Source organism: Marinobacter sp. S0848L, assembly GCF_023016065.1.
Taxonomy (GTDB): domain Bacteria; phylum Pseudomonadota; class Gammaproteobacteria; order Pseudomonadales; family Oleiphilaceae; genus Marinobacter.
On the sequence record NZ_JALKAQ010000003.1, the window covers coordinates 60,919 to 81,559 of the forward strand.

General features: G+C 57.2%; 16 protein-coding genes. 8 read left to right on the top strand and 8 right to left on the bottom strand.

Going from position 1 to position 20,641, the window contains the following annotated elements; translation table 11 throughout:
- Window positions 1-4 precede the first annotated feature (4 nt).
- The 7 genes from MWU64_RS05375 to pilG all read right to left on the bottom strand — a co-directional run bounded on the left by MWU64_RS05375 (window position 5) and on the right by pilG (window position 13,021).
- Window positions 5-1,057, bottom strand: a complete 1,053-nt coding sequence (locus MWU64_RS05375; RefSeq protein WP_247062185.1) for a chemotaxis protein CheB — start codon at window positions 1,055-1,057, stop codon at window positions 5-7.
- Complete coding sequence (locus tag MWU64_RS05380; protein ID WP_247062186.1) at window positions 1,057-8,562, bottom strand: Hpt domain-containing protein; 7,506 nt, start codon at window positions 8,560-8,562, stop codon at window positions 1,057-1,059. The genes MWU64_RS05375 and MWU64_RS05380 overlap by 1 nt, the downstream gene beginning before the upstream one ends.
- Window positions 8,563-8,573: 11 nt before the next feature.
- Window positions 8,574-9,473, bottom strand: coding sequence for a CheR family methyltransferase (locus tag MWU64_RS05385; protein ID WP_247062188.1), 900 nt, complete (start codon window positions 9,471-9,473; stop codon window positions 8,574-8,576).
- 27 nt (window positions 9,474-9,500) lie between these two features.
- Window positions 9,501-11,573: a methyl-accepting chemotaxis protein gene (locus MWU64_RS05390; RefSeq protein ID WP_247062190.1), complete on the bottom strand. Its 2,073-nt coding sequence runs from the start codon at window positions 11,571-11,573 to the stop codon at window positions 9,501-9,503.
- 93 nt (window positions 11,574-11,666) lie between these two features.
- Window positions 11,667-12,212, bottom strand: coding sequence for a chemotaxis protein CheW (locus MWU64_RS05395; protein WP_247062193.1), 546 nt, complete (start codon window positions 12,210-12,212; stop codon window positions 11,667-11,669).
- Window positions 12,213-12,233: 21 nt separating this feature from the next.
- On the bottom strand, window positions 12,234-12,596 hold the full coding sequence (gene pilH, locus MWU64_RS05400; RefSeq protein ID WP_114335248.1) for a twitching motility response regulator PilH: 363 nt from the start codon (window positions 12,594-12,596) through the stop codon (window positions 12,234-12,236).
- Between the two features lie 32 nt (window positions 12,597-12,628).
- Window positions 12,629-13,021 (bottom strand): twitching motility response regulator PilG, encoded by a 393-nt coding sequence (gene pilG, locus MWU64_RS05405; protein WP_114335249.1) that lies wholly within the window; start codon window positions 13,019-13,021, stop codon window positions 12,629-12,631.
- A 310-nt stretch (window positions 13,022-13,331) separates the two neighbouring features.
- Here pilG and gshB point away from each other — a divergent pair, with 310 nt between their 5' ends.
- The 8 genes from gshB (at window position 13,332) to MWU64_RS05445 (ending at window position 20,270) form a co-directional block, all read left to right on the top strand.
- A complete protein-coding gene (gene gshB, locus MWU64_RS05410) occupies window positions 13,332-14,279 on the top strand; it encodes a glutathione synthase (protein ID WP_247062195.1) in 948 nt (315 codons plus the stop codon).
- Between the two features lie 51 nt (window positions 14,280-14,330).
- Window positions 14,331-15,188, top strand: a complete 858-nt coding sequence (locus tag MWU64_RS05415; RefSeq protein ID WP_247062197.1) for an energy transducer TonB — start codon at window positions 14,331-14,333, stop codon at window positions 15,186-15,188.
- Entirely contained in the window at window positions 15,185-15,751 is a 567-nt protein-coding gene (locus MWU64_RS05420; RefSeq protein WP_247062199.1) for a YqgE/AlgH family protein, read from the top strand. The genes MWU64_RS05415 and MWU64_RS05420 overlap by 4 nt, the downstream gene beginning before the upstream one ends.
- Window positions 15,744-16,184, top strand: coding sequence for a Holliday junction resolvase RuvX (gene ruvX / locus MWU64_RS05425; RefSeq protein WP_247062201.1), 441 nt, complete (start codon window positions 15,744-15,746; stop codon window positions 16,182-16,184). The genes MWU64_RS05420 and ruvX overlap by 8 nt, the downstream gene beginning before the upstream one ends.
- A gap of 10 nt (window positions 16,185-16,194) precedes the next feature.
- On the top strand, window positions 16,195-16,704 hold the full coding sequence (pyrR, locus tag MWU64_RS05430) for a bifunctional pyr operon transcriptional regulator/uracil phosphoribosyltransferase PyrR (RefSeq protein ID WP_247062203.1): 510 nt from the start codon (window positions 16,195-16,197) through the stop codon (window positions 16,702-16,704).
- Window positions 16,705-16,731: 27 nt separating this feature from the next.
- The gene (locus tag MWU64_RS05435) at window positions 16,732-17,751 is read left to right on the top strand and encodes an aspartate carbamoyltransferase catalytic subunit (protein ID WP_247062205.1); all 1,020 of its coding nucleotides are present in this window, start codon (window positions 16,732-16,734) and stop codon (window positions 17,749-17,751) included.
- A complete protein-coding gene (locus MWU64_RS05440) occupies window positions 17,748-19,046 on the top strand; it encodes a dihydroorotase (RefSeq protein ID WP_247062207.1) in 1,299 nt (432 codons plus the stop codon). The genes MWU64_RS05435 and MWU64_RS05440 overlap by 4 nt, the downstream gene beginning before the upstream one ends.
- A gap of 204 nt (window positions 19,047-19,250) precedes the next feature.
- Window positions 19,251-20,270, top strand: a complete 1,020-nt coding sequence (locus tag MWU64_RS05445; protein WP_247062209.1) for a putative solute-binding protein — start codon at window positions 19,251-19,253, stop codon at window positions 20,268-20,270.
- A 44-nt stretch (window positions 20,271-20,314) separates the two neighbouring features.
- Here MWU64_RS05445 and MWU64_RS05450 read toward each other — a convergent pair whose 3' ends face one another.
- Window positions 20,315-20,587, bottom strand: coding sequence for an HU family DNA-binding protein (locus MWU64_RS05450; protein ID WP_247062211.1), 273 nt, complete (start codon window positions 20,585-20,587; stop codon window positions 20,315-20,317).
- Window positions 20,588-20,641 lie beyond the last annotated feature (54 nt).

A 20,641-nucleotide genomic window follows, 5' to 3' on the forward strand; every position in this document is an offset into this window, starting at 1 on the left:
GTCCTCAGGCGGAATCCCGTTTGTGCCGGCTCTTGAGCAGGCTGTTGTTCTTGATGGTTTTAATCAGCTGTTCAGCCAATTGTTCCGGTGTGCCACGAAAACTGGTACAGCCCGTGGCTGCAACGGAGTCGGGCATTGAGCTGTTGCCGCAGCTTTGGCTATCCTGAACCCAAATGTGGCTACCGTAGGCTTTCAGCATGGGGGCCGCAAGGGCTCCGTCGTTGCCCATGCCTGAAAAGAGAATGGCGTGGCAATGTTTACCGTAGTGGTCAGCGACATTGAGCAGGACCTGATCAATGGACGGGCCGTATGGCCCGGGCCAGGGGTTGTCCAGCTGCTGGAGGCGGCCTTCCGAATCGAACGACCACTCGTTCTCGACCGGGATCAACACGACATCACCGTTCTGTACCCGATAGCCTTGCTCGGCTTTTTTTAGCTGGTAATGGGCGTGACGGCCCAAGACGCGCGTCAGGACATCGGTGAAATTGCCATCAATGTGTTGTGCGTAAACAAAACCCACCGGCAAACCCGGTGGCAGCTGGTCCAGGAAGGCTTTCACGGCGGCGGGGCCGCCAAGAGACGCGCCCAGTATCCAGATTTCGCTGGCCAGTGAACCGGGCGATGCGGGTGTGACAGAGCTGGGCAGGCTTGGCGGACTATTGGGCGCAGGCTCGCAATCCACCAGTTGTTCCAGATCGCGGGCGCTATCAAGCGCTTCCAGAGGCCCCAGCTGTTTTTCCAGTTTATTCTGAAGGCGGCGCTCCCATCGAATAAACTCTTTGCTGCTTGGCTTCGGCGCGAGATCAACCCCAAACAAGACTGGCGCGTCGGTGTGACCGAGCAAATGATCGAAAAACGTCGGGTGATCCGCTTCGTCCTGAAGGGTGACCAGCCACAACGCCGCTTCCGGAAACTCCGGGTAGTCGATCAAACGATCGGGATCACCTGCAAAGCAGCTGTCCAAGCCAAACTTGCCGGCGGCTTCCTGTAGCCGCCGGCGCTGCAACGCGTCATCAGAAACGATCCCGACCATTGGTCGGCCGGTCTGGCCGGCCATCACTCGCTCTCGGTCAGCCGTTTAATGGTTTCAAGCAGCACGGTTTCCTGGAACGGCTTGCCAAGGTACTCGTTGACGCCAATGGCCAGAGCCCGCTCGCGGTGTTTTTCGCCGGTTCGGGAGGTAATCATGCAAATCGGCGTATGTTTGAGCGTTTCATCATGGCGCACAAAACTGGCGACTTCGAAACCGTCCATCCGGGGCATTTCAATATCCAGCAAGATGACATCCGGGCGGTGGTCTTGCAGCTGAGCCACCGCATCCAAACCATCTTTTGCCGTGATCACTTCCATGCCGTTGCGTTCCAGCAAGCGTGAGGTCACTTTGCGAACGGTGACGGAATCGTCCACCACCATGACCGTAGTGACTTGCTCTTCGAAGCGGCTGGTTGTGCGTTCTTTGGCCAGGTTGGCCATGCGCTGACGGTCAGACAGCACGTCTGAACGGATCATGGCTGGCAAGTCGAGAATCACCACCACGTTACCGTCACCCAGAATAGTGGCACCGGATACCCCGCGCACCGTACTGAACTGCGGACCGAGGGATTTAACAACGATCTCGCGGCTCCCCATCAGATGATCCACCTGCAGAGCCAGTGGCTGCTCGGCACCGCGCACGAGAATGACCGGCAGTGGCAGCGCCTGACCTTGCAGCTTGGGATGATGGTCACTGTTCAACAGGTTGCCGAGGTACTGCAAGCGGTATTGCTGTCCGGCGTACTCGTACATGGGCGCATCGGGCTTGTAATACTCTTCCAGTTCGTAGGTGCTGACCCGAACGATACCCTCGATGGTATTCAGCGGGATGGCGTAGAAATCTTCGCCCGTGGCCACCATGAGGGCGCGGTTCACCGATACGGTGAACGGCAAACGCACGGTGAAGATGGTGCCGCGCCCCAGCGACGAATCAATATCAAGGCTGCCACCAAGTTGTTTGATTTCGCTGGCGACCACGTCCATACCAACGCCACGGCCGGAAATCTGGGTCACTTTCTCGGCGGTGGAGAAGCCGGGCTGCAAAATGAATTGCAGGATCTCCCGCTCCGAGAGCGCTTCGTTCTCGTGCATCAAGCCCTGACGAATGGCTTTGTCGCGAATCACCTCGGCGGGAATGCCCTTACCGTCATCGATCATCCGAAGCACTACGTCGCCGCCCTCGCGGGTCAGCGACAGCACCACCTCACCGGTTTCAGGCTTGCCGGCCTGACGGCGTTCTTGCGGGGTTTCAATGCCGTGATCCAGGGCGTTGCGCAGCATGTGCTCCAGCGGCGCAATCATGCGCTCCAGAATGCTTCGGTCCATCTCGCCTTCGGCATTGCGAACGTCGAAGTCGACTTTCTTGCCCAGTTCGCCGCTGATCTGGCGCACAATCCGGCGCAGCCGTGGCACGGTAGAGGCAAATGGCACCATTCGGGTCTTCATCAGACCTTCCTGGAGTTCGGTATTGATGCGGGACTGCTGAACCAGCAAGGTTTCCGTATCGCGCACCCGGTCCGCCAGGGTTTCTCGCAGGTCGGCAAGGTCAGACGAAGACTCTGTCAGGGCCCGGGAAAGCTGCTGGATCGATGAGTAACGGTCCATCTCCAGTGGATCAAAATCTTCGCCGTAGTCGGCACCGTGTTCCTGCTCGGCACGGAACAGAATCTGGGTTTCGGTTTCGATGTCCATCCGGCGCAGCTGCTCGCGCAGACGCTCGATGGTGGCGGCCATCTCGTCGAGGGTGTGGCTGAAGTCACTGGACTGCTGTTCCAGCCGGCCACGGGTGATACTGGTTTCACCGGCAAGGTTAACCAGATCGTCCAGCAGCGGCGCCGATACACGAATGGTTTCTTGCGCCGCGCGCTGAGCTTCGACGGCCTTGTTGCTACGAAGCCTGGACGGTTTCCGGGCAACCGGTTTGGGTTCGGGCTCCGGTTGCGCGACGGCGGTCTCGACGGCCTTCGATTCTGGCGCTTCGACCGGCTGGCTAACTTCCGGCTCGGGTAGCGCTGCGCCTTGTTCGTAATGGGCACGAATCGCCGCGACAGCCGCGATAATGTCGTCATGCTGGCGGCCAATTTCCTGCCACTGCGCCTCGGTTGGCGCATTACCGCCAAGATCAATCAACAAGGTTTCGAAGGTATGGGCTTTGTCTCCCAGACCTGAAAGCTGAGACAGGCGAGCACCCCCTTTCAGGGTGTGCATAGCCCGTTGAGCCTCTTGGTTGAAATGGTGGTTGCCCGGTTCTTTGTGCCAATCGGCCAGCAGTTGTTCCAGCTGGTCCATAATTTCGTTGGCTTCTTCGAGGAAAATCTCCAGAACTTCAGGGTCTGGGGTTTCCTGAACCTCGGCTTCAGCCGGCTCGGCTTCGAAACTCGGCTCCGGCATCTCGGTGCCGGATTGCGACAGCGCGTCGATCAGAGTGAAATCGAGCTCCGGCCGCTGTCCTGCTTCCATGGTGGTTAACATCGAGCGCAGGCCGGCTTGAGCGCGAACGCTCAATGCCAGTGCGGTTTCCGCCGGTTTACTGCCGGCAAGCGTGTCGTCGAGCAGTTCGGACCAGGCTTGGGCGAGATCCGCGATGGCATCGAGATCCGACAGGCGAGCACCGCCCTTGAGGGTGTGGAGGTCCTGGCGCAGCGACATGACCGGCGCAAGTTCCGTCGGTTGTTCGTGCCAATGCTCCAGGCTTTCAGCCATGGAGTCGTGAATTTCCAGCCCTTCGTCCAGGAAGATGCTGAGAATATCGTCGGCTTCGAAGTCCGGGACCGCGTCGTCATACTCGGGTTCAATGCTCGTTGGCTCAGCGTGCGCCACGATGTCGGCTTCAGCGTCCAAAGTCGCGGTATCGGAAGCCTCGTCTCCCTGCAGGATCGCTTGCACCTGCGCTTCCAGCTGCTTCGCGGGCGGGCAAGGCCGCTGTGTGGCCACTTGCTCGACCATTTGTGCCAGTCGGTCATGGCATGCAAACAGAATGTCCGTCATGGTGCTGCTGGCTTCCAGCTGGCCTTCAGCCACCTTTTCGAACAGGTCTTCAAGAACGTGCGTCAAATCGCCGATGGCATCGACGCCGGCCATGCGCGCACCACCTTTCAAGGTGTGCACATCCCGCTGCAGTTCTGCGGCAAGGTTGCGGTCAGACGGATTTTCGCTCCAACTGTGGAGGGCGCTACCGGTAGAGTTGATCAGGTCGTAGGCTTCTTCCAGGAAGATACCGAGCAGTTCCGGATCCAGGTGGGACAGGTCGGCCACGTCGCTGTCAGCGTCTTCGCCAGCGGTGCCTGCTGCTGAATCCTGATCGCCGGCTTCGCCGGCCGCTCCTGCCTCCGGTGCGATATCGGTAACCGGGCGGATACCCTGAGCTTCCGCAATATATTGTTGGATCTCAACGATCAGATCCGGAGCCGATTTGGGTTGTTCTTGGGCTTCCAGCGCATCGACCATGCCTGCTAGGCGGTCGTGACACCGGAACAGCAAGTCAGAAAGCGTGTCGTTGATGGTTAGCCGCCGTTCGGTCAGCCCTTCAAACAGGTTTTCCAGTTCGTGGGCCAGATCGCCTACGGCTTCAATGTCGGCCAGACGCGCGCCCCCTTTCAGAGTATGCAAATCTCGCTGCAGCAGGCGCAGAATGTCGATATTGCCAGTGTCTTCGCTCCAGTTTTGCAGGGCTTCGGCCGTGCTATCGATGAGGTCCCGGGCTTCTTCGAGGAAGATGGCCGCCAATTCTGCGTCCATTTCACTGTCATCGGATTCCTCGGGCAGCGTGGTTTGTAGCTCGTCTGTTGTTTCAGGAGCGGCAAATTCGCTGTCTTCCAGACTCAGATCTATTTCTTCCAGATCGTCGGTGAACTGCTGCTCGAATTCGTCGGGCTCGTCGTTCCGGTTAACCGCATCGGTCAACGCGTGAAGTTCGAGGATGACATCGTCACAGGAGTCGGTCGCCAGACCGGCGGCTACCTGATCCATCTGGTTGACGAGCTGTTCCTGAGCCTTTCTGGCGGTTTCAAAGAACTGCCCGGTGCCGGGCAATCCATACACGGTTACCGCGCCGTACAAACGGGTGAGCGCATCGGCCAGGTTTGCGATGTCCGCCAAGCCAACATCTGCGGCGTCGTCGGTCAGAGACTCGAGTTCGCTGCGCAGGGTGGACAGGGCTTCTTGCTCCTGCGGGTCGGCGGCCCACTTGTCCAGAATCGTCTCGGCATCCAAGACAATGTCGAGGCCTTCGCCCAAAAACAGCTGAACCAGTTGTGACGAAACCTGATTTGCAGGCGCTAAATCGTCATCAAGAACCTGCCCCTGGAAGGTGGCCGTGCTGACTTTGTCGAGTTTTTCGAGGTAGTCCGCCGTGCCGTCCAGTTCTGCTTGTGGATCATTATGAATTTGTGCCAAACCGTGGGTCAGGAAATCACTGGCCCGGGATATCAGCTCAAGCACATCGTGATCGGCCCGTTTGTTTTGCGCTCTGGCTTCTTTAATAAAGCGCTCGAGAGGGGTGACGATCGCGGCAATCGGGGCGATGCCTGCGGTATTGGCACTGCCGCGCAGGGTATGTAGCGCCCGTGACAGGTCGTCGGTATAAGGGGCAGCTGTCTGCTGTTGAGCTGTCAGCAGGTAATTTTTAAGGGTTTGCAGGTGTGTCTGGGCTTCCTGTTCGAAAATCTCGAGCAGGACCAGGTCTGCGTCGTCAGAGTGCGGATGGTCAGAGTCATCGCTGTTGGTTGCCGCATTGCCCGGTTCGGACGATGTTTCCGGAGCTTCCGCCACAGGCATGGTGGAGGTGTCGGGGAACTCGCCACTGGCCAGAGCGTGCGCCCGGACTTCCAGCGGTGCGGTGGCGGCACTTGCCTCGACGCGATTTTCGAAGTCGCTGACCAGTGTCGGAATGACTTCGGTCACGTCCTGGAGCAACTGGGCGAGGTCGTCGTTCATGAAGATGCTGCCCTCGATAATCCGGTTCAGCATGTTCTCAACAGACCAGGACAGCTCTCCAATGACATGAGCGCCGACCATGCGCCCACTGCCCTTGAGGGTATGGAAAGCGCGTCTTACTTCGGCCAACGCACTGCGATCGTCGTACTGACGCAGCAGCATGGGCAGGTACTCGTTGATGGTTTCGAGAACTTCGCCGGCTTCTTCAACAAAGATCTCCAGGATCTCGTCGTCGATAAGATCGTCTTCATCATCTGCGGCTGGCTCGAGCGCTTCTGCCGTGTCGGCAACGACGGGCTCTGCCGGAGTGGGGGGGGTTGACGAGTCGTCGGCGGTAACAACAGGTGGCTCCGGACTTTCTTCGGCGCTGGCAGGCTCTGTGGCCGCGGCATCGGTGCGCCGGGTAGTGGCCAAAGCCTCTGCCCGGGCAATGAGTTCGTCGACATCGCCTGCGGTTTCGCCATGGCGGAAGTCTTGAATCAGCTCGGGTATGCGTGCGTTCACGTCATCGAGAAGCGCGAACATGTCGTCTGTGGCTTTCAGCGTCTGATCGATCACGCGGTTCAGCAGGTTCTCAACCGACCAGGCCATCTCGGCGAGGCTCTCGGCACCCACCAGTCGACCACTGCCTTTGAGAGTATGGTACGCGCGCCGGACTTCGGTCAGTGCCTCCCGGTCGCCGTGATCCCGGCGCAAACGAGGGTAATATTCCTGAATGGTGCCCAGAACTTCTTCGGCTTCCTCGACGAAAATGCCGAGAATTTCATCGTCCAGTAGCTCGCTGTCAGTGCCTTTCTGCGGCGAGCCGGGTTCTTCCTGTATCGGCTCAAGAACCGGAACGTCTTCAGCTTCGACAGCCTCTGGCTGGCCGGCTTCACTCCATGTGGGATCTTCCCCGACCGGGAATCCGAGGCTGGCAAGGCTTTCGTTGGCAATGCGCAGAATGGTGTCGTTGTCGGTGATGCCTTCGGCAACCCGTTCAAGGTAGTACTCGATACTGGTGATGGCATCGGCCAGTGTGTCGAGTTGGCGCCAGTCGGGTACTTGCTGGCTCGAGAGCAACACATCGGAGATATAACGTTCGGCCGAGTTGAGCATGTCCGGAATGTGCTCGAGAGGCATCAGCCCAAGGCCGCCTCGAATGCTGTGAAGCAGCGCCGGAACGTGTTCGATTTCCTGGGTGTCCCATTGCGAGGCAATGAAGTTAACGATAGCGGACTTCGCCTGTTCCAGCGTGTTGCGGGATTCCCGGATCAGCGCTTCGTTGGCCTCAGACAGTTCTCGGGAGCCGATGTTTGTGGGCTCACCCGTCTCGACGCTGTCGGACACTTCGGTGTGACGATCGACGTCGAGGCCGGCCAGACTCGCTTCCACATAGAGCAGAGCGCCCGCGATGTCCATCAAGGTGCCATCATCGATGGTTTCTAATTGGCTGCTGAGCTTTTCGAGCAGTTCAATCTGCTCCGTGACCACTTTCCGGGGAATGCCAAGGCCAAGTACCGCCAGGGTATTACCGACCTGGCGAAGACCCGGGAGTAGCTCATCCAACTCGTTGTTCTGGCGGTGCTCCGCACGCACGAACAAATCGAGTTGGTCTTTTAGTCTTCCAAGCTCTTCGTTGAGCGCGCCGACCACCGATTGAATGGCATCGCGACCGGGGCCAGACACCCGTGTGCGCGCCTCGCTGACATCGTCATCGGAGGGTAGGGCATCGGACAACTGGTAGGCCCCGCGCAGATAATTGACCTGGGGTCGGTCCAGATCCCGGGCTCGGGCAACGTAGTACAGCAGGTTCTTCAACAGCGCTTCGGGAACCGGCTGTAGCAGGATGTCCGCGTGCTCGTCTGTCAGTTTGCGGATTTCGCCGTCGAGTTCACGCAGCAGCGATTTGACCGCGGTGTTGACCGGGTTCACATGAGCTTCGAGGGTTTCAACAAACGCCCCGGCGGCCTTCCACAACTCGCCCTGAGCGGTTTTCTGGCACAAGCGCGAGAGCCGGTCGATGACCTTTTGCATGTAGCCGAAATGCGCGTCCAGATCTTCTTCGCGAACCACGCCGGCCAGTGCAAACTGGTACATCTGCCGCAGTTTTCGCAGGTGACCCAATACTTTAGGGTCTTGCAGGCGCTCAGACACTTTGCCGGTTACATTGAAACGGGCGGCGGTCAGGTCCGGTTTGAACAGCGAGGTATCCGACAGCAGAGATTCGCCGCGGGCCGCGCGCAGGTCGTTCAGTAACGGCAACAACACCATCGGGAAGTCGTCGCGGCTGCTGCCCAGATGCTCCAGATATTGTGGCAGCTGGAGAATGGCCTGCATCAACACTTCGACGGCGTCATCAATGTTAACGACGGTTTCGTTCAGAATGGCCTGGGTAAGTTTCTCCATCTCCTCGGTGAGCAAGGCTGCACCGTAGAGCTCCACCATTTGCAGAGTGCCGTGCACCTGGTGAAGATAGTTCAGGCAGAAGCGCAGGCGCGCGGTATCGTCACGATTATCAACGTACGCTTCAAGTGCATGCTGGCCTTGAGTCAGCGTGTCCTGTATTTCGCCCCGAACCCAGTCGAGGGCGATACTGTCATGGTGATTGCCCATAACCACTCCGGTTATTCTTCGTCGGACTGGCGTTTGATCCACGCCAGTACATGTTCCGAGGGAACCCTCTGCAGGCCCGGTGGCTGCCAATCGGTCAGTTCACCTTGGCCTAACACCAGTAACCCCCCCGGTGCCAGACGCTCTGAAAGCCGTCTGACAATTTCGCGCCGGCGCCAGCGGCGGAAGTAAATCAGCAGGTTCTGGCAGAAGATAATGTTCATGCCGTGCATCGGGGCTTTGTTCAGGTCTAATACGTTGAGCCTGGCAAAGCACACCCGTTCACGGATGCTGTTCACGATTTCTACGGTATTCCGCTCGGCAGGCCGGAAGTACCGGGATTTCAGGGCCTCATCCACGCCCAGCAGCTTGCGGGCGCTGAACAAACCGGATTTGGCTTTAACGAGTGCCGGTTGGCTGATGTCCGAGCCGGTTACCCCATACAGAGGCTTCAGGCCGAGCTGTTCCATGCATTCGTTGAGCACCATCGCCAGTGTGTAAGGCTCTTCGCCGGTCGAGCATCCTACACTCCAGGCTTCCAGAGCCTGGTTTTTCAAGCCTTCCCGGGGCCGGGTCATGACATAGTCAGACACCAGTTTGCAGGCTTCAGGATCACGAAAGAAACGGGTTTCCTGAACCGTCAGGCGGTCTACCAGCGTGGCCCATTCCTGAATCGCGTTCGGGCCCGATACGATCTGTTCGTAATAGGCCTGATAACTGTTGCAGCCAATTTCCCGCATCCGGATAGCTAAGTTGGTTTCCAGAAACGATCTCCGGTCTCGGGTCAGGGTCATGCCGGTTCGGTGTTCCAACAAGCTCTGCCACTGACCGAACTGCGCATCGTCCATTGCCGGGAGTTTGCGCAGTGACCAGATTCCGTCTGCGGGTGCCGTTTGGTTATGTGTCTGAACCATAGACCTTCAGCTGCCCCGGGCCGGTGGTCAGCTGACCACCGATTCGTCGTAACGTTCGCTGTCTTCGCTGAGCGCTTCTTCTTCCGGCAGGGTAAAGCCGGCAACCGAAGAACGCAGCTCAGAAGCCATTTCGGCCAGATTTCCGATCGACTTCGCGGTGGCGTTGGTACCGGAAGACGTCTGCGAGGTGATTTCCTGGATGACGTTCATCGTGTTGGAAATGTGCGACGCAGAAGAGGACTGCTGGCGTGCCGCGTTGGAGATGTTCTGGATCAGTTCCGCAAGGCTCATGGATACGTTCTCGATTTCCTCGAGCGCGATACCCGCGTCTTGTGCCAGGCGAGCACCACGTACTACCTCGGCGGTGGTGTGCTCCATGGAGATGACGGCTTCGTTGGTGTCAGACTGGATCGTCTTAACCAGCGCTTCAATCTGTTTGGTAGCGGCAGAGGAACGTTCCGCAAGGCGCTGAACTTCGTCCGCAACAACCGCAAAGCCTCGACCTGCGTCACCGGCCATGGAGGCCTGAATCGCAGCGTTCAGAGACAGGATGTTGGTTTGGTCGGCAATGTCGTTGATCAGAGATACGATGTCACCGATTTCCTGGGACGATTCACCCAGACGTTTGATCCGCTTGGAGGTTTCCTGGATCTGTTCACGGATGTTGTCCATGCCGCGAATGGTGTTTTGTACCACTTCCGCGCCTTTCTTGGCGATGGCAACCGAGCGCTCCGCAACCGCAGAAGATTCGGCCGCGTTGGAGGATACCTGGTCGATGGACACGGCCATTTCGTTCACCGCTGCAGAGGCGCCAGCGATTTCCTGAGCCTGATGCTCGGAGGCGTCGGCCAGATGCATAGCCGTAGCCTGAGATTCCTGAGCCGCGGAGGCAACCCGTACTGCCGTACCCCGAATGGACTGAACCAGTCCGCGCATCTGGTCGATGGCGAAGTTGATGGAGTCGGCAATGGCACCGGTGAAGTCTTCGGTTACGGTCGCCTCGGTGGTCAAGTCACCGTCGGCCAGATCAGCCAGCTCGTCCAGCAGTCGCAGGATGGCGTTCTGGTTCTGCTCGTTCTGTTCCTGAGTGGTGGTCAGGCGGGACTGGGTTTCGCGGTATAGCGCAAAGCCGATGAACACGACAATCGCAACCATCGCCGCCAGGATGGCGAACGCCAGGGTGGCATTGATCACACGGGATTCGGCTTGCGAGCTAAAGTCATTTGCCAAAGCGGATAGCTCGGTCAGCAGAACTTCCGAGTTCTGGAAGATGTCGCTGGCTGCCAGACGCACTTTGAACAGATCAGGGGAGGCTTCCAGGATGGCGTCAACGTTCTGGGACACGAACTCGAACAACTCATCGACCGCTTCAAGGCCGTAAATGGCATCTTCATCAGCCACTTGCGAGATGCCCATGCCGGGGTTGCCGTTCAACTGTCCGTCCAGTACACGCCCGAACAGGCTGGCATCGCGGCCAAAACGGTCGGCCGCGATGACGGCGTCTTCATCACCGGAAAGAACGTTGTTAACCGAGCGCACAATCCGCTCCGCCAGCAACGACTGACGCTGAGCGAGAGCGATTTGCTCGGCCGGTGCGTCGTTTTCCAGCAGGATTTGTACAATGTCGTCGTACTCAACCTGCAGCTGTGGAATGGTTTCGTTCAGTGTGCGGGCAACTTCGTGCAGCCCCAGTACCGCTTCCTGAGTGGAAAGGATGCTGTCTGCGTTTTCGCGCACCCGGTTCCAAAGCTTCTGAGTATTACTCTGCTGAGCGAGTTCGCTGGGCGGGAGGCCAGTTTCCGGATTACCTTTGGTGACGCTGGTCCAGAGCAGCTGGAATTCATCCCGGGAGCGGCGCAACTGGTCGAAGGCTTCGGCAGTACCGCCGGCCGCTTCGGTCGCGTTTTTCGCTATCTCCTGGGAAAGCACGCGCATTTCTGCGGTATTGGCGATGTATTCCTGATCGTTCTGGCTGTCTTTGTTGATGATGAACAGCACCACAACGAGCAGGATAGTGAGTGCAATCAGTGCTGCGATCAGGCCGGCAATCAGCTTGTTGCCTCCCTGTCCCATACTGAGTTTTCCGGCTCTGTTTTTCATCTTCTGGCTCCCGGCCTTTTTCTTCTGGAAATGGCAAGTTGTTGTATCGGGTTGCAGACGGTCAGGGTGACGTTCCTGCCAGTACCATCATCCCTACCACTGTGCGACATCGAGAAAGCGCTCGTCGTCCACCAGATCGGCGGCGGAGAACACGTTCCAGATCTCTTCGTTGCGCTCGTAACCGCCATCTACAAACGGCCGAACGTTGTCGGGCACCCCTTTCGGGCTGGCCCGGAAACTGTCTTTTGCGAAATATTGCATGCCCAACACGCCGTCTACGACCAGCCCGCTGAAAATATCGCCTTGCTCGATCACCAGTACCCGGCGTTCACGCGGGCTGCGTGAGGACCGGGGGATGTCGAAGAAACTGGCGAGATCGATCAGAGGAAGAAGCCGCCCACGAACGTTGGCTGCCCCCATCATGAATGGGCGTACCCCGGGTATGTGGGTAAAACGGGGTACGTGCAATATTTCTGTTACATCGCCCATTGGAGCAACGTAGCGCTGGCCCGAGAGGATGAACCCGATGCCGTTCCAAAGCTCAACAGCTTGTTCTTGCTCTGGAAGGCCCGAGGCCATGGCCCGGCTACGCTGGGCGATATCCGTCAGAACGGCGAAAGGGGCGGCCTCGGCGGACATGCTTAACTCCACGGCGAAGGATCAGGCAATCAGGTTGTTGATTGTTTTGATCAGGTCGTCTTCGTTAACTGGCTTGACCAGATAACCCTTGGCACCCTGACGGGTTCCCCACACTCGATCCGTTTCCTGATCTTTGGTGGTGACGATCACAACCGGAATGGATGCGGTTTCCGGCGCGCGAGTCAGTTGACGGGTTGCCTGAAAGCCGTTCAGGCCGGGCATTACAACGTCCATGAGCACCAGATCCGGAGTCTCGGCACGGGCTTTGGCAACACCGTCTGCGCCGTTATCTGCAGTCAGCACTTCGTGCTGGTGCTTTTCCAGAATGGTGGATATCTTTTTAACTTCTGTTGGCGAATCGTCAACAATCAAAATGCGAGCCATGGTTTCCTCGATGGTTCTGGGTGGCAGCAGGATTACTGTTCCGCCTGAGGCGTGTACTGGCGGATGGTGTTGAGCAGTTCATCCTTGCTGAACGGTTTGGTCAGATATTGGTCCGAGCCAACGATGCGCCCTTTTGCTTTATCAAACAGGCCATCCTTGCTCGAAAGCATAACGACGGGTGTGTTCTTGAACGTAGAGTTGTTCTTGATCAAGGCGCAAGTCTGATAGCCGTCCAAGCGAGGCATCATGATATCTACGAAGATGATGTCTGGCTGGGAATCAGCAATTTTGGCGAGAGCGTCAAAGCCGTCAGTGGCGGTGATGACCTCACAGCCAACCTTTTTCAAGAGGGTTTCTGCGGTGCGACGAATGGTTTTACTATCGTCAATCACCATGATCTTCAAGTTCTCGAAGTTGTCATCCATTGTCCGACTGCCTTGCGCTCGAGCGGGTGTCATTATTTTAGAGAGGGTTTTAGCACAAACCTTAAGGTTGTTCTATAAATCCCTCTCATTTATAGAGTATCCATGGCTGGATAAAAAGTATTTGTTTGTGACCAAATGTACTTCTGTATCCCTTGTCACGGAATTGCCACAGGATTTCTGCGGATGCATTCGTGACTGGGGTACAATACCATCATCAGCATAGCACTTTATCAGTGATGCACTCTGCTGCCTGGTTCGTGTTTTCAGTGGTTCGTTTACAGATTTCCAACTTGATAATCCAGGAGACTCTATGGCAATTCGGCTCGGGATCATTATGGATCCGATCGAGGACATCCATTTCAAAAAAGACAGCTCGCTGGCAATGTTGCTTGCAGCGCAGAGCCGTGGCTGGGAACTCGAGTACATGGAGCTTCAGGACATGTATCTGGCGGGGGGGCAGGCCCGGGCCAGCACCCGTAGCCTGACCGTGCGGAATAACCCGGACGATTGGTTCAGTTATGGTGAGAGCCAGGACCGGGCGCTGGGTGATCTGGACGTTATCCTGATGCGCAAGGATCCCCCGGTTGACCGCGAATTCCTGGTGGCGACTTACATACTCGACGCGGCCGAGCAGCAAGGTGCTTTGGTTGTTAACCCGCCATCAACGCTGCGGGACTGCAACGAGAAACTGTTTGCCGCCCAGTTTGAAGATTTAACGCCGCCGCTGATTGTCACCCGCAGCTCGCAGCGGTTTCGGGACTTTTACGCCGAGCACGGTGACATCATTATGAAGCCGGTAGACGGTATGGGTGGCCGGTCGATCTTTCGGGTAAAAGAAAACGATGCCAACCTCGGGGTGATCATTGAAACCCTGACCAACTATGGCGAGCACCAGGCCATGGCGCAGAAATTCGTGCCTGAAATTTCCGATGGCGATAAGCGTATCCTGATGATTGATGGCGAACCGGTGCCTTATGCACTGGCCCGAATTCCGTCGCAGGGCGAAAATCGCGGAAATCTGGCGGCCGGTGGCCGTGGCGAGGGGCGCGAGTTGACCGACCGCGACCGTGAAATCTGCGCCCGTGTTGCACCTGTGATCAAACAGAAAGGTCTGATGTTTGTCGGGCTGGATGTCATTGGTGATTATCTCACCGAGATTAATGTCACTAGTCCAACCTGCATTCGGGAGTTGGACGCGCAGTATGGTATCGATATTTCGGCGTTGTTGATGGATGCGATCGAGCGGCGACTCAAGTAATAAGCTGGAACAATATCGACGGGCATCCCGGATGCACAATCAGGACACGTGATGGCAGTTCAGGTAAGCGATTTCGATCGATTTTCATTCACCCTTTTCATGGCAGTGGCGCTTCATGCCATTGTGGTGTTGGGCATTACGTTTGCTCCGGAGCTGCCCAATTCTGTGGCGCAAACGATGGAAATCACACTGTCGCAATTTGATGACGAGCAAGCCCCGGAGCAGGCGGACTTTCTGGCGCAGACCAATCAGCAGGGAAGCGGCACGGAAAACGAGGCTCTGGAAATGACCTCGCCCCAGCCGACCGATGTCAGCCAGCCGGAGGTTGCTGAAGTGCAGCCGGAGCCACAAACCACAACGGAGCCTCAACCCAGCCAGAACCGGATCGTGGTTCAGGCGGAGAGCGCCCGTCGGCAAGTGTCGCAACAAAACGACCAGGTCGATCCGGAGCCTTTGCCCCGAGCCAAACGCAAAAGCCTGATGGAGCGGAGCCTGGAGATTGCCAGTCTGGAAGCCCGGCTTGATGCCCAGCAACAGGCCTATGCACGCAAGCCGCGGGTGATGCGCGTGACGGCGGCTTCCACGTTGAAGTCCAGTAACGCCTGGTATGTGCAGGACTGGGTCGGCAAAGTGACCCGGGTAGGCAACATCAATTATCCGACTGAGGCACGCAGGGCCGGTATTTATGGCGACCTGAGAATGCTGGTTTCTATCCGGAAAGATGGCACCATAAAGGAAGTGGCCATTTTACAGTCGTCGGGCAGCACGGTGCTGGACGATGCGGCCATTCGTATTGTCCGGATGGCGGCACCGTTTGCGCCATTCCCGGAGAGCATGCGTGAGAAAGCGGATGAATTGGAAATTATACGAACCTGGTCGTTCCAGAAACGGGGGCTCAGTTCAGGATGATTGACGATACCACTGTGCAAGGTAGCTTGAAGCACCATTTTTTGGTGGCATCGCCCTGGCTGAGCGATCCCCGTTTTCACGGCGGTGTGATTTACATCTGTGAACATTCCGAAGACGGTGCACTGGGTTTGATGATCAACCAGCCTCTGGGCATCCACCTGGGGGAAATACTGGAACAGCTGGATATGCACGGCGGCGAACTGGATATCCCGGTTTATACCGGTGGCCCGGTTCAGCCGGAACGGGGGTTCGTACTGCACACGCCGGGGCGGGAGTGGCAGCACACCGCACGGGTGACCGACGAGGTTTCATTGACCACCTCGCGTGATGTTCTGGAAAGCATCGGGCAGGATGACGGTCCGCCTGAATTTTTGGTGGCGCTGGGTTATTCGGGCTGGGGCGAAGGCCAGCTAGAAGAAGAGCTGGGCAGTAACTCCTGGTTGACCTGCCCGGCCACCGACGATGTGTTGTTTCGGACACCCATCGAAAAGCGTTACGAAGCCGTTCTCAATCTGATCGGTGTAGATTTGAGCCAGTTGAGCGATTCGGTGGGGCATGCCTGAGATGGGTAACAGACGAGTCGTGGCGTTCGATTTTGGCACCCGGCGTATTGGCGTCGCGACCGGTCAGGAGATGTTGGGCACCGGGCAGCCACTGGCCATGATCCCGGCCCGGGATGGCATCCCTGATTGGGAACAGATCGAAACTCTGTTAGCCGAATGGCAGCCGAACCTCGTGTTGGTGGGCTTGCCGCTGAACATGGACGATACCGAAAACGATATGTGCACCCGAGCCCGGAAGTTTGGTAAGCGCATTCACGGCCGGTTCCATGTGCCGGTGGAAATGGTTGATGAGCGTTTGACCAGTTTTGAAGCCAAAGGTCAGGTGATGGCCGAAGGTGGTAGTCGCGATTTTGGCCGCCACGGTGTCGATGATCTGGCGGCGGTGTTGATTTTGGAAACCTGGTGCCGGGAACAATCCGGCCGAGCTGATTAACGAGGCTTTAATGACCGCATTGCTTGATATCAATCCGTTGCTGGATGAGCTGGAAACAGGATTGCGTGATGTTCTGGAGCGCCGGGGAATCGATAATCCGGCGCTGATTGGTATTCGTACCGGTGGCGTTTGGATTGCCGATATTCTGAACAAACGTCTGGGCCTGAAGCAGGACTTTGGTGAGCTGGATATTTCGTTTTATCGAGATGACTTCAGCCGCATCGGGCTCAATCCGACGGTGACACCGTCCAGCTTGGCGTTTGATACGGAGGGGCGGGATATCATTTTGGTGGACGATGTGATCATGAGTGGCCGTACCATTCGGGCTGCCATGAACGAGATCTTCGATTATGGTCGTCCTGCCAGTATCATACTCGCCACATTGATTGATCTGGGTGCCAGAGAGTTGCCGATCCAACCGGATGTGGTCGGTAAAGTACTTGAACTGGAAACCTATCAGAGAGTAAAACTGCGCGGCCCCGAGCCGTTGCACATTGAATTTCAGGAAACCGGGCAGTAAAACCTTCCCATTGATAACAGGCGAGCCATGACCGCGATTGACCCTTCCCCGAACCATTTGCAACTGACCCGGGGTGGTCAGTTGCGACATTTTCTTACCCTTGATGGCTTGAACCGCGAACTGCTCACCGACATTCTCGATACCGCCGATTCATTCATCGAGGTGGGTGAGCGCAGCATCAAAAAAGTGCCCTTGCTGCGAGGGCGAACCGTCGTCAATCTGTTCTTTGAATCCAGTACCCGCACCCGCAGCACCTTTGAGCTGGCTGCCAAGCGGCTGTCGGCCGACGTTCTGAACCTTGATATCTCCACCTCAGCCACATCCAAAGGCGAATCGCTTTCCGACACCTTGCTGAATCTGGAAGCCATGGCCAGCGATATGTTTGTGGTGCGGCATTCCCAAAGTGGCGCCCCGCACTTTATTGCGGAAAGTGTGACCCCTGGAGTGGCCATTATCAATGCCGGCGATGGCCGCCATGCGCACCCGACACAAGCCATGTTGGACATGTTAACCATTCGCCAGCACAAGGGGTCATTTGCGGGCCTGAAGGTGGCCATCGTTGGCGACATTTTGCACTCCCGCGTGGCCCGTTCCCAGATACGTGCACTGAACGAACTCGGCGCGGAAGAAGTGCGGGTAATTGCCCCCGGAACTCTATTGCCGAGAGATGTGGAGGATCTGGGTTGCACGGTGGAATACGACATGGCGCGAGGTATGAAAGACCTCGATGTAGTGATTATGTTGCGGCTGCAAAAAGAACGTATGGAAGGGGCCTTGCTGCCGAGTGAACGAGAGTTCTACCGTTTGTACGGCCTGAATCAGGATAAGTTGGCGTTGGCGAAACCCGATTGCATTGTGATGCACCCGGGCCCCATTAATCGGGGTGTTGAAATCGAATCCGCGGTGGCGGACGGCCCACAATCGGTGATTCTCAACCAGGTCACCAATGGCATCGCCATTCGCATGGCGGTGATGTCCATGGCCATGGGGGGGCAAATGGCAGAGCGACAGCAAAAGCAGCTGGAAAGAGAAGGGGGCCGGGCATGAAGGTGGGTTCACAATATGAAAGCTTGAGAATCACCGGCGGCACTCTGTTTGATGGCGCGGGCACCGAGACTGACAACACGGGCTTGTTAGTCAAAGAAGGCAAGATTGTGGCCATGGGGGCGGATGCCCTGAATGCCAACGCCGATCAGCAGTACGATGCCAGTGGCTGTGTGATTGCTCCGGGGTTCATCGACCTGTGCTGCAACCTGAGAGAGCCGGGAAATGGCCAGAAGGGGAATATCGCATCAGAAACCCTGGCCGCCGCCCATGGCGGTTTTACCACGGTGTGCGCGTCACCGGAAACCTCGCCGGTTAACGATTCCAGTGCCGTGACCCACTTGATTCGTGACGGCGCGTCCTTGCGAGGTGCGGTGCGTGTCTTGCCTGTTGGTGCCATTACCCGAGGCCTGGAAGGAGAATTGCTCAGCGATCTGGCCGGCTTGAAAAACGCAGGTTGTGTTGCGGTCGGTAATGGCTCCCGGGGCGTTAAAAACGCGCGGATTTTGCGCCGGTGTATGGCCTATGCCCAGACTTTTGGTTTGACGGTGATGTTCAGCCCGGAAAATCAGGCGCTGGCGGCCGATGGGTACGCTCACGATGGTCAGGTGACCACTCGTCTGGGCCTGTTAGGCATTCCAGAGGTGGCCGAAACGGCAGCGGTGATGGAAATGCTGTTGCTTGCTGAAGAAACCGGCGTGAAACTGCATCTGAGCCAGCTGTCCAGTGGCCGCAGCGTTGAAATGGTGGCCCAAGCCCGGCAGCTAGGAGTGCAGGTGACAGCCGATGTGGCCGTGCACCAGCTGTGCTTCACCGAAGAGGCGTTAGCGGGTTTTGACAGCCGGTTCCACGTTCGGCCGCCGCTTCGTTCTGAAGCCGACCGGCAAGCGTTGGTGGCAGGTGTTCAGGCGGGTGTGATTGATGCCATTGTCAGTCAGCATCAGCCTCATGATACGGCGGCCAAGCAAGCACCGTTGCCCGCCACCGAGCCCGGCCTGTCCAGTATTGAGAGCGTACTTTCGTTGGGTTTGGAGTTGGTGAAAAGCGGAGAACTAAGCCGGCAACGCTTGCTGACCGCGCTTACTCTGGGCCCGGGGCGTATCGTTGGATTGTCGCCGGAAATCGCCTGTGGCGCTGATGCCGATTTGTGCATCTTTAACCCATCTGCCAGCTGGCAACCGTGCGAGCAAACACTGGTGTCTACCGGTAAACACGCTCCGTTGGTGGGACGGGAACTGACAGGAAAGGTCGAGCTGACGTTGGTGGCTGGCCGTCCGGTATGGGTGGATAACCACTGAGCCACATCTCAAGATTCGACAGAGGCGGCATAACCTCTGTCGAATCCATCACAAATTGTAGCCAATATTCCTAAAAGGCCTTGCCGGCAGTCACCTCAGCCAACGTATCCTAGATCCCCTCGAACTACCATAACTCGTAAAATGAATGAGTTGCTGGTAGCAGGCCAGCCCATGCTTTTGACAATAATAATCAGGAGTCATCCCGTGAAAGCCATTCGAATCACCCGCCGTGTTGCTGCGGCTGCGGCACTCTGCGCCAGTTTCATTGCTCCGATGCATGCGCAAGCTCAGACCGACATCATCGAACGATCGTTTTGTGTGTTTGATCCGGTAGGCGCGAACGGTCCGCTTTTCTCGATTACCAAAGAATTTCAGCCGGTCGCCCTTCAGCGTGGAATCAAACTTGACCTGCGTGCCTACACCGATGAAAAAGTGGCGGCAGAAGACTTCAAGGCGGGCCAATGTGACGCCGTGTTGCTAACGGGAACCCGTGCTCGGGAATTCAACAAGTTTACCGGCACGCTTGAAGCCATGGGGGCGATCCCGGGTGAGCAGGAAATGCGGTTACTGTTCAATACCCTAAGCCAGCCCAAGGCGCGCCCGTTCCTGATTGACGGTCCTTATGAAGTGGCCGGCGTTTTCCCCGGCGGTGCGGTGTATCTGCATGCCCGCGACCGGACTCTGGACACGGTTCAGAAGCTACAGGGTAAACGTATTGCGACCCTGGATTACGATACCGCTTCGGTGCGGATGGTTCGCCATGTGGGCGCTTCCGTTGTTGGTTCTAACTCCGCCAATTTTGCCGGTAAATTCAACAACGGAAGTGTCGATTTTGCTTATGCCCCTGCGGTGGCTTACCAGCCGCTCGAGCTTTATAAGGGCATCGGCGACAAAGGTGGCGTGTTCAAGTACGCGCTCGGTTATATGAATTTCCAGGTGATTATCAACACCGAGCGCTTCCCGGAAGATGCCGGCCAAATGGTGCGGGACGAGTCGATCAAGCGGATCGACGAGGCCTATCAGATTATCGCCGAAGCGGAAGCTAGTATTCCCGGCGACGTTTGGGTGGAGCTGCCTCAGGAAGATACCGCTGAGTACGACAAAATGCTTCGCCAGGTACGGAAGTCATTGCTTGAAGACGGCGTGTACGACGAACGCGCCATCAAGCTGATGAAGGCGATACGTTGCCGGGTAGATGGTGCCAGATCGGAATGTGCGTCCTGAGGTAATCAGTGACAACGAGCCCGCCTGAGCGGGCTCGTTTGGAATCAATTGACGGCGTCCTTCAGCGCTTTTCCGGGTTTGAACCCCACGGTTTTACTGGCGGCGATTTGAATGGTGGCACCGGTTTGCGGGTTTCTACCGGTCCGAGCTTCCCGTTTGCGAACAGAAAAGGTGCCGAAGCCGATGAGACTGATGTCGTCGCCTCGGGCTGCTGCTGCAGTAATCTGATCGGTCACCGCGTTGATTACCTCGCTGGCTTTTTCCCGGGTCAGACCAGCTTGATCGGCGATAGCGGCGGAAAGTTCAGGTTTGCGCATAAGGTACTCCTGTCTTTTGTTTTGATTGTTGTCTTTGTGTGAGCTGCCGAGCGC

Coding starts and splice junctions, on each gene's coding strand:
- MWU64_RS05375 (WP_247062185.1), bottom strand. CDS start 1,057: ATGGCCGGCCAGACCGGCCGACCAATGGTCGGGATCGTTTCTGATGAC.
- MWU64_RS05380 (WP_247062186.1), bottom strand. CDS start 8,562: ATGGGCAATCACCATGACAGTATCGCCCTCGACTGGGTTCGGGGCGAA.
- MWU64_RS05385 (WP_247062188.1), bottom strand. CDS start 9,473: ATGGTTCAGACACATAACCAAACGGCACCCGCAGACGGAATCTGGTCA.
- MWU64_RS05390 (WP_247062190.1), bottom strand. CDS start 11,573: ATGAAAAACAGAGCCGGAAAACTCAGTATGGGACAGGGAGGCAACAAG.
- MWU64_RS05395 (WP_247062193.1), bottom strand. CDS start 12,212: ATGTCCGCCGAGGCCGCCCCTTTCGCCGTTCTGACGGATATCGCCCAG.
- pilH (WP_114335248.1), bottom strand. CDS start 12,596: ATGGCTCGCATTTTGATTGTTGACGATTCGCCAACAGAAGTTAAAAAG.
- pilG (WP_114335249.1), bottom strand. CDS start 13,021: ATGGATGACAACTTCGAGAACTTGAAGATCATGGTGATTGACGATAGT.
- gshB (WP_247062195.1), top strand. CDS start 13,332: ATGGCAATTCGGCTCGGGATCATTATGGATCCGATCGAGGACATCCAT.
- MWU64_RS05415 (WP_247062197.1), top strand. CDS start 14,331: ATGGCAGTTCAGGTAAGCGATTTCGATCGATTTTCATTCACCCTTTTC.
- MWU64_RS05420 (WP_247062199.1), top strand. CDS start 15,185: ATGATTGACGATACCACTGTGCAAGGTAGCTTGAAGCACCATTTTTTG.
- ruvX (WP_247062201.1), top strand. CDS start 15,744: ATGCCTGAGATGGGTAACAGACGAGTCGTGGCGTTCGATTTTGGCACC.
- pyrR (WP_247062203.1), top strand. CDS start 16,195: ATGACCGCATTGCTTGATATCAATCCGTTGCTGGATGAGCTGGAAACA.
- MWU64_RS05435 (WP_247062205.1), top strand. CDS start 16,732: ATGACCGCGATTGACCCTTCCCCGAACCATTTGCAACTGACCCGGGGT.
- MWU64_RS05440 (WP_247062207.1), top strand. CDS start 17,748: ATGAAGGTGGGTTCACAATATGAAAGCTTGAGAATCACCGGCGGCACT.
- MWU64_RS05450 (WP_247062211.1), bottom strand. CDS start 20,587: ATGCGCAAACCTGAACTTTCCGCCGCTATCGCCGATCAAGCTGGTCTG.